15 protein-coding genes are annotated in these 13,100 nt (G+C 60.7%); 14 read left to right on the top strand and 1 reads right to left on the bottom strand.

All coding sequences use genetic code 11. From position 1 onward, the window contains the following. Positions 1–645: 645 nt before the first annotated feature. From rluC to sppA, 3 genes are read left to right on the top strand one after another with little or no spacing between them, the layout of a single operon-like run. Complete coding sequence (gene rluC / locus AACY45_RS08400) at positions 646–1,608, top strand: 23S rRNA pseudouridine(955/2504/2580) synthase RluC (RefSeq protein WP_339545021.1); 963 nt, start codon at positions 646–648, stop codon at positions 1,606–1,608. Beyond that, a complete protein-coding gene (locus AACY45_RS08405) occupies positions 1,595–2,260 on the top strand; it encodes an HAD-IA family hydrolase (RefSeq protein ID WP_339545022.1) in 666 nt (221 codons plus the stop codon). The genes rluC and AACY45_RS08405 overlap by 14 nt, the downstream gene beginning before the upstream one ends. Before the next feature lie 21 nt (positions 2,261–2,281). Continuing rightward, a complete protein-coding gene (gene sppA / locus AACY45_RS08410; protein ID WP_339545023.1) occupies positions 2,282–3,271 on the top strand; it encodes a signal peptide peptidase SppA in 990 nt (329 codons plus the stop codon). A gap of 149 nt (positions 3,272–3,420) precedes the next feature. On the opposite strand, the gene AACY45_RS08415 is transcribed toward sppA, so the two are convergent. Further along, on the bottom strand, positions 3,421–3,999 hold the full coding sequence (locus tag AACY45_RS08415) for a Maf family protein (protein ID WP_339545024.1): 579 nt from the start codon (positions 3,997–3,999) through the stop codon (positions 3,421–3,423). A 105-nt stretch (positions 4,000–4,104) separates the two neighbouring features. Here AACY45_RS08415 and AACY45_RS08420 point away from each other — a divergent pair, with 105 nt between their 5' ends. The 11 genes from AACY45_RS08420 to AACY45_RS08470 all read left to right on the top strand — a co-directional run bounded on the left by AACY45_RS08420 (position 4,105) and on the right by AACY45_RS08470 (position 13,062). Further along, on the top strand, positions 4,105–4,632 hold the full coding sequence (locus AACY45_RS08420; protein WP_008152342.1) for a YceD family protein: 528 nt from the start codon (positions 4,105–4,107) through the stop codon (positions 4,630–4,632). A 13-nt stretch (positions 4,633–4,645) separates the two neighbouring features. Next, positions 4,646–4,828: a 50S ribosomal protein L32 gene (gene rpmF / locus AACY45_RS08425; protein WP_003179396.1), complete on the top strand. Its 183-nt coding sequence runs from the start codon at positions 4,646–4,648 to the stop codon at positions 4,826–4,828. A gap of 3 nt (positions 4,829–4,831) precedes the next feature. Then, positions 4,832–5,842, top strand: a complete 1,011-nt coding sequence (gene plsX / locus AACY45_RS08430) for a phosphate acyltransferase PlsX (RefSeq protein WP_339545026.1) — start codon at positions 4,832–4,834, stop codon at positions 5,840–5,842. A gap of 125 nt (positions 5,843–5,967) precedes the next feature. After that, complete coding sequence (gene fabD / locus AACY45_RS08435) at positions 5,968–6,906, top strand: ACP S-malonyltransferase (protein WP_339545027.1); 939 nt, start codon at positions 5,968–5,970, stop codon at positions 6,904–6,906. Positions 6,907–6,922: 16 nt separating this feature from the next. Continuing rightward, positions 6,923–7,666 (top strand): 3-oxoacyl-ACP reductase FabG, encoded by a 744-nt coding sequence (gene fabG, locus AACY45_RS08440; RefSeq protein WP_339545029.1) that lies wholly within the window; start codon positions 6,923–6,925, stop codon positions 7,664–7,666. 192 nt (positions 7,667–7,858) lie between these two features. Further along, positions 7,859–8,095 (top strand): acyl carrier protein, encoded by a 237-nt coding sequence (gene acpP / locus AACY45_RS08445; RefSeq protein ID WP_003175607.1) that lies wholly within the window; start codon positions 7,859–7,861, stop codon positions 8,093–8,095. Between the two features lie 109 nt (positions 8,096–8,204). Next, positions 8,205–9,449: a beta-ketoacyl-ACP synthase II gene (gene fabF, locus AACY45_RS08450; RefSeq protein WP_339545030.1), complete on the top strand. Its 1,245-nt coding sequence runs from the start codon at positions 8,205–8,207 to the stop codon at positions 9,447–9,449. Beyond that, a complete protein-coding gene (gene pabC, locus AACY45_RS08455) occupies positions 9,449–10,264 on the top strand; it encodes an aminodeoxychorismate lyase (RefSeq protein WP_339545031.1) in 816 nt (271 codons plus the stop codon). Before fabF ends, pabC begins: the two co-directional genes overlap by 1 nt. A 3-nt stretch (positions 10,265–10,267) precedes the next feature. Continuing rightward, complete coding sequence (mltG, locus tag AACY45_RS08460) at positions 10,268–11,431, top strand: endolytic transglycosylase MltG (protein WP_339545032.1); 1,164 nt, start codon at positions 10,268–10,270, stop codon at positions 11,429–11,431. Positions 11,432–11,450: 19 nt separating this feature from the next. Further along, complete coding sequence (gene tmk / locus AACY45_RS08465) at positions 11,451–12,083, top strand: dTMP kinase (protein WP_339545034.1); 633 nt, start codon at positions 11,451–11,453, stop codon at positions 12,081–12,083. Continuing rightward, positions 12,076–13,062 carry a DNA polymerase III subunit delta' gene (locus tag AACY45_RS08470; RefSeq protein WP_339545035.1) on the top strand — a complete coding sequence of 329 codons (987 nt, stop codon included), beginning with the start codon at positions 12,076–12,078 and terminating at the stop codon, positions 13,060–13,062. Before tmk ends, AACY45_RS08470 begins: the two co-directional genes overlap by 8 nt. The last annotated feature ends 38 nt before the right edge of the window (positions 13,063–13,100 follow it).

Here is a 13,100-nt window from a genome sequence, read left to right on the forward strand (position 1 = left end):
CCGTGTCCAGCGAAGTCCGGCCAATGTGGGCCTTCATCGCGACGTACGCGTCCTGCTTGCTGTGGCTACTTAAGCACTCAGTCAGGAGGAGGAATCAACCGGCGACTGTGGACGAGATGAAGCGTCTAAATATAAGCCTAGTGCTACACGGTCCGACGGTTGTGCATCTCCACCCTACACGTATCCCTGATAATTCGGGTGCTGCCGCGCGCAGAATCCGCAGCGGGTTGGCATTTACCGTGTTCTCCAATGGGGAGTCCACGCTCATGGCTACACAAGACTGGGTGAAAGCTGTTTGGCTGGCTCCCAGCTTGTAACAGGCGTTGTTTCCGAAACTCTCGACCCAGGTCTGGTTCGGGACTGACTGCACTTTGTGAACTGGCCGTAAATATCGGCGCAACAGACGAGTGGTACTCTGTTTGCTGCACTCGCTTCAGGCCTCATGTCACCTGCGCTTGTTACAATCACGAACCTTCCAGAAGGTGCGAAAGCCCCGTAGGACGGCCTCGCGTCCTGATGAATTGCGTTGGTCAGGGCCGGCAACTTGCCGTTTGTCCTCTGTCCAGCCGCTTTTGGCGGCGTTCGCGACTATAGCAGCAATGATTAAGTGCTTCAATTCCATAAAAAATTGTTATCATTCGCGGCATGACGACTACTGCCCCCCCGACCCCAGCCGTACAACTGCTGGAGGTCTCGCCGGAATATGCCGGCCAACGAATTGACAACTTCCTTCTCGCCCGGCTCAAAGGCGTGCCCAAGACCTTGATTTACCGCATTTTGCGTAAAGGCGAAGTGCGCGTGAACAAAGGCCGGATCAAGCCCGAGTACAAACTGCAGGCGGGCGACATCGTGCGCGTGCCGCCGGTGCGTGTGCCGGAGCGTGACGAGCCAGTGCCCCTGGCCCAGGGCTTGTTGCAACGCCTGGAAGCCTCGATTGTCTTCGAAGACAAGGCGCTGATCGTGATCAACAAGCCTTGCGGCATTGCGGTTCACGGTGGCAGCGGCTTGACCTTCGGGGTAATTGAGGCCTTTCGTCAGTTGCGTCCCGATTGCAAGGAGCTCGAGCTGGTGCATCGTCTCGACCGTGATACCTCCGGCCTGCTGATGATTGCCAAGAAGCGCAGCATGCTGCGTCACTTGCACACGGCATTGCGCGGCGATGGCGTCGACAAGCGCTACATGGCGCTGGTCCGCGGCAACTGGGCGAGCTCGATCAAGCAAGTCCGGGCGCCGCTCGGCAAGAGCAATCTGCGCTCCGGCGAGCGCATGGTCGAAGTCGACGAGGAGGAGGGCAAGGAGTCCGTGACCGTATTTAAGGTCCTGCGTCGCTTTGGCGACTTTGCCACCCTGATCGAAGCCAAGCCGATTACCGGCCGGACTCACCAGATTCGTGTCCACACCTTGCATGCCGGGCACTGCATTGCTGGCGATACCAAGTACGGCGAGGAGGGTTTCTCCAAGGAAATTCGCGATCTGGGCGGCAAGCGCTTGTTTCTCCATGCCTACATGCTGACCGTGCCGCTGCCGGGTGGCGGTGAGTTGAAGCTGCAGGCGCCGGTGGACGAAATGTGGGCCAAGACCGTGGAGCGCCTGAGTGCACCCCTCTGATTGCAAGCTGCTGATTTTCGATTGGGACGGGACGCTGGCCGATTCCATTGGTCGGATCGTCGAGGCGATGCATGTCGCGTCTGAGCGCTCAGGTTTTGAGTTGTGCAGCGATCTGGCGGTCAAGGGCATTATCGGGCTGGGTTTGCCAGAGGCGATTCGCACCTTGTATCCGCAAATCGGTGATGCAGAGCTGGTGGCGTTCCGTCAGCATTATGCCGATCACTACATAGCGTTGGAGGCCGAGCCTTCGCCGTTGTTCGAGGGTGTGGTCGAATCGCTGGAGGCGTTTCGTGCCGAGGGTTATCAGTTGGCCGTGGCTACCGGCAAGGCGCGCCGAGGTCTGGATCGGGTGCTGAAGTCCCATGGCTGGGAAGATTATTTTGATATCACTCGCGCCGCCGACGAAACCGCCAGCAAGCCGCACCCCCTGATGCTCGAACAGATCTTGGCGCATTGCGCGGTCCGACCTGAGCGGGCGCTGATGGTGGGGGACTCGTCCTTCGACCTGCAGATGGCTCGCAATGCCGGAATGGCATCGGTGGCGGTCAGTTATGGGGCGCAATCCATCGAGGCCTTGCGTGTGTTTGAGCCATGCCTGGCCATTGATCATTTTTCGCAATTGCGTGCCTGGCTGGGTCAGCGGGCCAATTAAGTTCGGGTTGGGGTGGATGCAATGACTGACGAATGGAAAGCGCCTGTCAAAGCCAGCGCTGAAGATGGCGAAGACAAGAGCTGGAAACTGCTGGAAAAAACCCTGCTGGCCGGGGTGCAGGAGCAGCGTCGTTCGCGACGTTGGGGGATTTTCTTCAAGCTGTTGACCTTTGTATATCTGGTTGTCGCGCTGATCCTGTTTACGCCGCTGATGGACATTGAAAAGAGCGCGACGCGCGGCCCGGGTTACACGGCGCTGATCGAGATCACCGGGATGATCGCCGACAAGGAGTCGGCCAGTGCCGACAATATCGTCGGCAGCCTGCGTGCGGCGTTCGAGGATGCCAAGGTCAAGGGTATCGTGCTGCGGATCAATAGCCCGGGCGGCAGTCCGGTGCAGTCCGGTTACGTCTATGACGAGATCGTGCGGTTGCGCGCCTTGCATCCGCAAATCAAGGTTTATGCGGTGATTTCCGACCTGGGCGCCTCGGGTGCCTACTACATTGCCAGTGCTGCGGACCAGATCTATGCCGACAAGGCCAGTCTGGTGGGCTCCATTGGTGTTACAGCGGCCGGCTACGGCTTTGTTGGTGCCATGGAGAAGCTGGGTGTCGAGCGACGTACCTATACCTCGGGCGAACACAAGTCGTTCCTCGATCCGTTCCAGCCGCAAAAACCGGAAGAAACAAAGTTCTGGCAGGGCGTGCTGGACACCACTCATCAACAGTTCATCGCCAGCGTGAAGAAAGGGCGCGGCGATCGGCTGAAGGATAAGGAGCATCCGGAGTTGTTCTCCGGGCTGGTCTGGTCTGGCGAGCAGGCGTTGCCGCTGGGCTTGATCGACGGCCTGGGCAGTGCCAGTTCGGTGGCGCGGGACGTGATTGGCGAGAAAGAGCTGGTGGACTTCACCATCCAGGAATCGCCGTTCGATCGCTTCTCGAAAAAACTCGGCGCCAGCGTGGCCGAGCAGTTGGCCATGTGGATGGGTTTTCACGGTCCAGCCTTGCGCTGATTGTTGCGTGACATAAAAACCGGCCTGCGTGGCCGGTTTTTTATGGGTGTAGCAGCTGCCGAAGGCTGCGTTAGGTTGTGTGGCGACCCTCTGCCGGTTCAGATGAGCGACCTCCGGCCGCTGACGCAGCCTCGCATGCTCGGCAGCTGCTACGGGATCTGGACGCCTTCGGCCAGTAGCATGTCCACCAGGCGAATCAGTGGCAGGCCGACCAGGCTGGTGGCGTCCGGGCCTTCGGTGCGCTGGAACAGGCTTACCCCTAACCCTTCGGCCTTGAAGCTGCCAGCGCAGTCGTAGGGCTGTTCGGTGCGCAGGTAGCGCTCCACGCGCGCCGGGTCGAGCGCGCGCATGTGGACGGTGAAAGGGATGCAGTCGAGCTGGCAGTGGCCGGTCTGGCTGTTGAGCAGGGCCAGCCCGGTGAGGAAGGTCACGCTGGCGCCGCTGGCGGCCAGCAGTTGTTCGCGGGCTTTGTCGAAGGTGTGGGGTTTGCCGATGATTTTGTCGCCGAGGATCGCGACCTGGTCCGAGCCAATGATCAGGTGTTCCGGATGGCTGACGGCCAGTGCCTGGGCCTTGGTCTGTGCCAGGCGTCTGACCAGCTCGATGGCGGACTCGCCAGGCAGTGGGCTTTCGTCGATATCCGGGGAGCTGCAGGTAAACGGCAACTGCAGGCGAGCCAGTAATTCACGGCGATAAACCGAGCTTGAAGCGAGTAATAAAGGCAGCATAGGGCTCTCCAGAAGTCAGTCGCAAATTCTAGCGGGGCCTGCAAGTGACGGACAGGGCTGAATTTCCTTTGACAAGGGCGGGGGCATCCCTATAATGCTGCGCCTATGTTGAATGACCCGATTCCACCTCACGTTGACCCGCGCAAATTGGCTGATCGTGGCACCACCCTTCAAGGTGAAATGCTGCTGGCCGATTTGGAGAGACTCTGCGACCCGCTTTCCGACACTGTCGGTACGGTGCAGGCTAAATTCGTTTTTGAACGAGATGAACGTAAATCTGTGGTGATCCACAGCTTTATCGACACCGAGGTCAAAATGGTTTGCCAGCGTTGTCTTGAGCTGGTCACCCTGCCGATTCACAGCGAATGCAGTTATGCTGTGGTAAAGGAGGGTGCGAATACCCAGTCGTTGCCGAAAGGTTATGACGTGCTGGAACTGGGCGAAGATCCTTTGGATCTGCAGTCACTGATCGAGGAGGAGCTTTTGCTCGCCTTGCCCATTGTGCCTGCTCATCATCCGGAAGAATGCCAGCAGCCGGCGGGTCTCGATGAGCCCGAACCGAGCGAGGACGAGGTAACGCGGTCCAACCCGTTCAGTGTATTGGCGCAGTTAAAGCGTGACCCAAACGTTTAGGAGTTAATCAATTATGGCTGTTCAGCAGAACAAAAAATCCCGCTCCGCCCGTGACATGCGTCGTTCGCACGACGCTCTCGAGGCAAGCACTCTGTCCGTAGAAAAGACCACTGGTGAAGTTCACCTGCGTCACCACGTATCGCCAGAAGGCGTATACCGTGGCCGTAAAGTGATCGACAAGGGCGCTGACGAGTAATCCTTGTCCGCTCAAGTCATCGCGATTGACGCAATGGGCGGGGACTTCGGTCCCCGCAGCATTGTTCAGGCCAGCCTTGCTTGTCTGTCTGCTACGCCCTCGCTGCGCCTGACCCTTGTCGGTCAACCCTCCCTTCTTGAAGAATTGATCGCTGGCCAGTCGGCTGTGGATCGCGCACGCCTGTCGATTGCTCCGGCATCCGAAGTCATCACCATGGACGAAAAACCCGCCCAGGCCCTGCGTGGCAAGCCCGATTCGTCGATGCGCGTGGCGCTTGAGTTGCTGCGTGATGGCAAGGTCCAGGCCTGCGTCAGTGCCGGTAACACCGGAGCGCTGATGGCGTTGTCGCGGTTCGTGCTCAAGACGTTGCCGGGTATCGATCGGCCAGCGATGGTCGCGGCGATCCCGACACAAAAGGGTTACTGCCAGTTACTGGACCTGGGGGCCAACGTCGATTGCAGTGCCGAGCACCTGTTCCAGTTTGCGGTGATGGGGTCGGTGGCGGCTGAGACGCTGGGGATCGCCCGGCCCAGGGTGGCGTTGTTGAACATAGGCACCGAGGACATCAAGGGCAATCAACAGGTCAAGCTTGCGGCGACGCTGTTGCAAGGTGCCCGGGGCCTGAACTACATCGGTTTTGTCGAGGGTGATGGCTTGTACCGGGGGGAGGCGGATGTGGTGGTCTGTGACGGCTTTGTCGGCAATATCCTGCTCAAGTCCAGCGAAGGCCTGGCGACCATGATTGCCGGGCGCATCGAGGCCCTGTTCAAGCGCAATCTTGCGTCGAAGGTGGTGGGTGCCCTGGCCTTGCCCTTGATGAGGCGTTTGCAGGCTGACCTGGCGCCCGCCCGGCACAATGGTGCGAGCTTCCTCGGGTTGCAGGGGATTGTGGTCAAGAGTCACGGTTCGGCTGGTGTGCAGGGCTTTCAGAGTGCGATCCAGCGAGCCTTGATCGAGATCCAGGAGAATCTGCCACAGCGACTCCGTGGGCGTCTTGAGGATTTGCTGCTTTAGGCATTTTCGTCGGACAATGCTTAAATGTGACCGCTCGGTTCAATTGGCCATCCAACTGTCAGTTTCTTGCGTCCCCACAACGGGGCGTCAACTCTCCGACGACAAGATCATTAGGGGCTTGTTACATGTCTGTTTCCCTCGCATTCGTCTTTCCAGGGCAGGGCTCGCAGTCCCTCGGCATGCTGGCCGAGTTGGGCGCGCAATATCCGTTGATCCTCGAAACATTCAAAGAAGCTTCCGATGCACTGGGTTACGACCTGTGGGCACTGACCCAGCAAGGGCCGGAAGAGCAGCTCAACCAAACCGACAAGACCCAGCCGGCCATCCTGACCGCCTCGATCGCCCTGTGGCGCCTGTGGCTGGCTGAGGGCGGCGCGCGTCCGGCTTATGTGGCCGGTCACAGCCTGGGCGAATACAGCGCCTTGGTCGCTGCGGGCAGCCTGAGCCTGGGCGATGCCGTGAAGCTGGTCGAGCGTCGTGGTCAGCTGATGCAGCAAGCCGTTCCGGCCGGGCAGGGCGCCATGGCCGCGATTCTCGGCCTGGACGATGCCGACGTGCTGGCGGCCTGTGCCGAAGCGGCGCAAGGCGAAGTGGTTAGCGCGGTCAACTTCAACTCCCCGGGCCAGGTGGTAATCGCCGGCGCCAAGGCGGCTGTCGAACGTGCCATTGAAGGCTGCAAGGCGCGGGGTGCCAAGCGCGCCATGCCGTTGCCGGTCAGCGTGCCATCGCACTGTGAGCTAATGCGTCCGGCGGCCGAGCAGTTTGCCGAGTCCGTCGCCGCAATCGACTGGCAGGCCCCGCAGATTCCGGTGGTGCAGAACGTCAGTGCGCAGGTACCGGCCGATCTGCCAACCCTCAAGCGTGATCTGCTTGAGCAACTGTACAAGCCTGTACGCTGGGTCGAGTCCGTACAGGCGCTGGCCGCCAAGGGCGCGACCAATCTGGTCGAGTGCGGCCCGGGCAAAGTCCTGGCCGGCCTGAACAAGCGCTGCGCCGAAGGCGTGTCGACATCCAACCTCAATACCCCAGACGCTTTCGCTGCCACTCGTGCAGCGTTGGCCTGAATCAGGAGAAGCTTGCATGAGTCTGCAAGGTAAAGTTGCACTGGTCACCGGTGCGAGCCGTGGCATCGGCCAGGCTATCGCCCTGGAATTGGGTCGTCAGGGTGCCATCGTGGTGGGTACTGCGACTTCCGCCTCGGGTGCTGAGCGCATTGCCGCCACCCTGAAGGAGCATGGTATTCAAGGCACGGGCCTGGAACTCAATGTCACCAGCGACGAGTCCGTGGCCAGCGTTCTGGCGAGCATCCAGGAGCAGTTCGGTCCGCCGGCGATTCTGGTCAATAACGCCGGTATCACCCGCGATAATCTGATGATGCGGATGAAAGATGACGAATGGCATGACGTCGTCGATACCAACCTGAACAGTCTGTTCCGCCTGTCCAAGGGCGTTTTGCGGGGCATGACCAAGGCGCGTTGGGGTCGAATTATCAGTATTGGTTCGGTTGTGGGTGCCATGGGCAACGCAGGCCAAGTAAACTATGCAGCCGCCAAGGCAGGTCTGGAAGGTTTCAGTCGCGCTTTGGCCCGTGAAGTGGGTTCGCGCTCGATTACGGTCAACTCGGTAGCCCCTGGGTTCATCGACACCGATATGACCCGCGAACTGCCTGAAGCGCAGCGTGAAGCCCTGCAGACACAAATTCCGCTGGGTCGTCTGGGGCAAGCTCAAGAGATCGCGTCTGTGGTCGCTTTTCTTGCGTCGGACGGTGCGGCTTACGTTACTGGGGCTACAATCCCGGTGAACGGCGGGATGTACATGAGTTAAATGTGACGGATTGCTTCAAAAAAATGTCATACGAGCTGTCTAAAATCCGTTATAAAGCTGCAATCTATTTATAGGCAGCCGGTCGTCAGGGTTTGAGGAGTGAAGCTTTCAGTTGAAAAACTGAAAAGCCTTTCTATACACTTACCCACTGGCCAGCTGCCTGAATTTGTCCATTAGGAGTGAAAACAAGGTATGAGCACCATCGAAGAGCGCGTCAAGAAAATCGTTGCTGAGCAACTGGGCGTTAAAGAAGAAGAAGTGGTGAACACTGCTTCCTTCGTTGAAGACCTGGGTGCCGACTCCCTTGACACCGTTGAGCTGGTGATGGCTCTGGAAGAGGAATTCGAGACCGAAATCCCTGACGAAGAAGCTGAGAAGATCACTACTGTACAAGCTGCCATCGACTACGTTACTAGCCACCAGGCGTAATAGTTTGTAATCGTTGTTAGCTGTCATGGAAAAACCGCACTGCCATCATGGCGTGCGGTTTTTTCTTTAGGTCTGATGCAAAGTCGTCATTTGAAAAAAGGAGAGTGCTGTGTCGCGTAGACGCGTCGTAGTCACCGGTATGGGTATGTTGTCGCCACTGGGCACGGATGTGCCGAGCAGCTGGCAGGGCATTCTGGCTGGCCGCAGTGGCATTGGTCTGATCGAACACACTGACCTTTCTGCCTATTCCACTCGTTTTGGCGGCTCGGTAAAGGGCTTCAATGTCGAGGAGTACCTGTCGGTCAAGGAAGCTCGCAAACTCGACCTGTTCATTCAATACGGCCTGGCGGCCGGGTTTCAGGCGGTGCGTAATGCCGGCCTGGAAGTCACCGATGCCAACCGTGAGCGTATCGGCGTGGCCATGGGCTCGGGTATTGGCGGACTGACCAATATCGAAGAAACCAGCCGCACGCTGCATGATTCCGGGCCACGACGGATCTCTCCGTTTTTCGTACCGGGCTCGATAATCAATATGATTTCCGGCTTCCTGTCGATCCACCTGGGTATACAGGGACCTAACTACGCCATCGCCACCGCCTGCACCACCGGTACCCACTGTATCGGCATGGCGGCGCGCAACATTGCCTACGGCGAAGCCGACGTGATGATTGCCGGCGGTGCCGAGATGGCCGCGTGTGGCCTGGGCATGGGCGGCTTTGGTGCTGCCCGTGCACTGTCCACCCGCAATGACGAGCCAACCCGCGCCAGCCGTCCCTGGGACAAGGGGCGTGATGGCTTTGTCCTGTCCGACGGCGCCGGCGCCCTGGTTCTCGAAGAGCTGGAGCACGCCAAGGCGCGCGGGGCGACCATCTACGCCGAGCTGATTGGTTTTGGTACCAGCGGCGATGCCTACCACATGACCTCGCCTCCGGCGGACGGTGCCGGTGCGGCACGTTGCATCGCCAACGCCCTGCGCGATGCGCGGATCAATGGCGACCAGGTGCAGTACATCAATGCCCATGGCACCTCGACCTCGGCCGGCGACCTCGCCGAAGCCCGGGCGATCAAGACCGTGTTCGGTGATCACGCCTACACGCTGGCCGTCAGCTCGACCAAGTCCATGACCGGCCACCTGCTGGGTGCTGCGGGCGCCGTCGAGGCGATCTTCAGCGTGCTGGCGATCAACGGCCAGGTCGCGCCGCCGACCATCAACCTGGACGAGCCGGACGAAGGCTGCGATCTCGATTTTGTGCCGCACACTGCGCGCAACATGGATATCGACGTGGTGCTGTCCAACTCCTTCGGCTTTGGTGGCACCAACGGCTCCCTGGTGTTCCGCCGGTTCGCCGATTGATGGAAAGCTGGGTCGACGGTCAGCCGGCTGACGCACTGTCGCTAAAAGACCGCGGCCTGGCCTACGGCGATGGCCTGTTTGAGACCATCGCCGTCAAGGGCGGTCAACTCGTATTGCTGGAGCGCCACCTGCAACGCCTGGCCGAAGGCTGCGCTCGCCTGGCGCTGGCGGCGGATCACGGGCGGCTTCGCGCCGAACTGGTGGCTTATGCCACCGAGCTCGGCGACGGCGTGCTCAAGCTGATCCTGACTCGCGGCGACAGTCAGCGCGGTTATGCCTTCGACCCTGCTGCTGCGCCGCGGCGTATCCTGCAAGGCAATCCCCCTGCACGTTATCCGAGCGTTCATGCCGATCAAGGCGTGCGGCTGTTCCCTTGTGCCACACGCTTGTCCAGCCAGCCGCTGCTGGCAGGCCTCAAGCACCTCAATCGTCTTGAGCAAGTCCTTGCCCGCGCCGAGTGGCAGGGGCCTGAATACGCAGAAGGGCTGATGCTGGACCTGGATGCCAATGTCATCGAAGGCGTGTTCAGTAATCTGTTCATTGTGCGGCATGGTGTGCTGGTGACCGCCGATTTGCGGCGTTGTGGGGTCGCTGGGGTCATGCGTGCTGAATTATTGTTTCAAGCCAAGTCACTGGGGATCCCCACTGAAATCACCGACATCAGCCTCGAACAACTGCAACAGGCTGATGAAGTCTTCGTCTGCAACAGCGTCTACGGCCTCTGGCCGGTAAACGCGTATGCTGCGCTGAGCTGGCCGGTTGGGCCGCTCACCCGTAAACTGCAGGGAATTGCCCGCGCGCTACTGGATGCTTGATTCGTGAGACGTAAACTCTTGCTGCTGCTGGAAACCGGATTGGTTCTGGCGGGGCTGCTGCTGGGCGCTTCGGCCTGGAAAATCAATTCGGCGCTGGAACAGCCGCTCAACATTACTCAGGAAGAGTTACTCGACGTACCCACTGGCTCGACACCGTCCGGGACCTTCAATCGCCTGGAAGCCGACGGCGTGCTCGAGGACGCTTTCTGGCTGCGCCTGTACTGGCGCTTCAACCTGGTCACCCAACCCTTGCACAGTGGTGAGTACCGCATGTTGCCGGGCATGAGCGCACAAGGCTTGATCGGCCTGTGGCAGCGCGGCGAAGTGGTCCAGTACAGCCTGACACTGGTGGAAGGCTGGAATTTCCGCCAGGTGCGCGCAGCGCTGGCGAAAAACGACAAGCTCGAACAGACCCTCGCCGGCCTCAGCGACAGCGAGCTGATGGAAAAGCTCGGCCATGCCGGCGTATTCCCCGAGGGCCGGTTCTTTCCGGACACCTATCGTTTTGTGCGCGGCATGACCGACGCTGAAGTGCTGGAAAAGGCTTACGATCGGTTGGAAGAAGTCCTGGCCAAGGAATGGAGCAAGCGTTCCCCGGATGTGCCTTACCGTGAGCCCTACCAGGCGCTGATCATGGCATCCCTGGTGGAGAAGGAAACCGGCGTGCCGCAGGAGCGCGGGCAGATTGCCGGGGTGTTTGTGCGGCGCATGCAGATTGGCATGATGCTGCAGACCGATCCGACCGTGATCTATGGCCTGGGTGAGCGCTATAACGGCAAATTGACCCGCGCGTCTCTGCGAGAACCTACCCCCTATAACACCTATGTGATTTTCGGCCTGCCGCCGACCCCGATTGCCATGGTGGGTCGTGAAGCGATTCATGCGGCCCTTAACCCGGTGCCGGGCAGCAGCCTGTATTTCGTGGCGCGCGGCGACGGCAGTCATGTGTTTTCCGATGACCTGGATGCCCACAACAACGCTGTGCGCGAATATCAACTCAAGCGCCGCGCCGATTACCGTTCCAGCCCCGCGCCGGCCAATGGTGCGGTGACGCCCGAGGTGCCGGTAGCGCCAGAGGTGCCCGAAGCGCTCGAAACGCCTGAGACGGCCCCGCAGTCACTTCCCTCTGCGCCGCCTGATGCCCAGGCACCGCAAAGCCCGCAATGACTCTGACTAAGGACTGCCTGTGACTGGCTTGTTTATTACCCTGGAAGGCCCTGAAGGCGCCGGCAAAAGCACCAACCGCGAATACCTGGCCGAACGCCTGCGTGACGCCGGTATCGAGGTGGTGCTGACGCGTGAGCCGGGCGGTACCCCCTTGGCCGAGCGTATCCGCGAAGTGCTGCTGGCGCCGGTCGATGAAGTCATGCATGCCGACACCGAGCTGTTGCTGGTGTTCGCCGCGCGCGCCCAGCACCTGGCCGAGGTCATCCGTCCGGCGCTGGCGCGCGGCGCGGTGGTGCTCTGTGACCGGTTTACCGATTCGACCTACGCCTACCAGGGGGCTGGCCGCGGGTTGTCGCTGGAGCGCATCGCGGCGCTGGAAACCTTCGTCCAGGGCGACTTGCGCCCGGACCTGACCCTGGTGTTCGATTTGCCGATCGAGATCGGTATGGCCCGCGCCAGTGCCCGTGGCCGACTGGATCGGTTCGAGCTGGAAGGCCGGGTGTTCTTCGAGGCCGTGCGCGGGGCATTCCTCCAGCGTGCCGCGGCCGATCCGGCGCGTTACTTGTTGGTGGACGCTGCCCAGCCGTTGGCGCAGGTGCAGCAGGCGCTGAACGGCTTGCTGCCACAGTTGCTGGAGCGTCACCGTGGCTGAAGCCTATCCGTGGCAGGACAGCCTCTGGCAGCAACTGGCCGGTCGCGGGCAGCACGCCCACGCCTATCTGCTCCACGGCCCCAAGGGCATCGGTAAGCGCGACTTGGCCGAGCGCTTGATGGCGCGCCTGCTGTGCCAGCGGCCAGACGGCCTGGACGCCTGCGGGCAATGCAAATCCTGCCTGCTGCTCAAGGCCGGCAGCCACCCGGACAACTACATCCTCGAGCCCGAAGAGGCGGACAAGGCGATCAAGGTCGACCAGGTCCGTGATCTGGTCGGCTTCGTGGTCCAGACCGCACAGTTGGGCGGGCGCAAGGTGGTGCTGATCGAGCCGGTGGAGTCGATGAACATCAACGCCGCCAACGCCTTGCTCAAAAGCCTCGAAGAGCCGTCCGGCGACACCGTGCTGCTGCTGGTCAGCCACCAGACCAGCCGCCTGTTGCCGACCATCAAGAGTCGCTGTGTGCAACAGGCCTGTCCGTTGCCCAGCGAGGCCATGAGCCTGACGTGGCTGGCCCGGGCCTTGCCTGATTGCTCCGAAGAGGAGCGGGTCGAGTTACTGACCCTGGCGGCCGGCTCACCCCTGGCGGCCGTCACCCTGCAGGCCCAGGGCGTGCGCGAACAGCGGGCGCTGGTGGTCGACGGGGTCAAGAAGCTGCTCAAGCAACAGCAGTCACCCACCCAACTGGCCGAAGGCTGGAATGCGATCCCGCTGCTGTTGTTGTTCGACTGGTTCTGCGATTGGTCGAGCCTGATCCTGCGTTATCAACTGACCCAGGATGAAGCCGGCCTAGGCCTGGAGGATATGCGCAAGGTGGTGCAGTACCTGGCGCAGAAGTCCTCCCAGGGCAAGGTGTTGGACATCCAGGACTGGATCCTGGCCCAGCGGCAGAAGGTCCTGAGCAAGGCTAACCTCAACCGTGTGCTGCTGCTCGAAGCCCTGCTGGTGCAGTGGACAGGGCTGCCGGCTCAACGTTAAACCGTGCTGCCCGGATGATGTCCGGGCGCCCCACCCAT

Source organism: Pseudomonas sp. RA_35y_Pfl2_P32 (genome assembly GCF_963970735.1).
Classification (GTDB): Bacteria; Pseudomonadota; Gammaproteobacteria; order Pseudomonadales; family Pseudomonadaceae; genus Aquipseudomonas.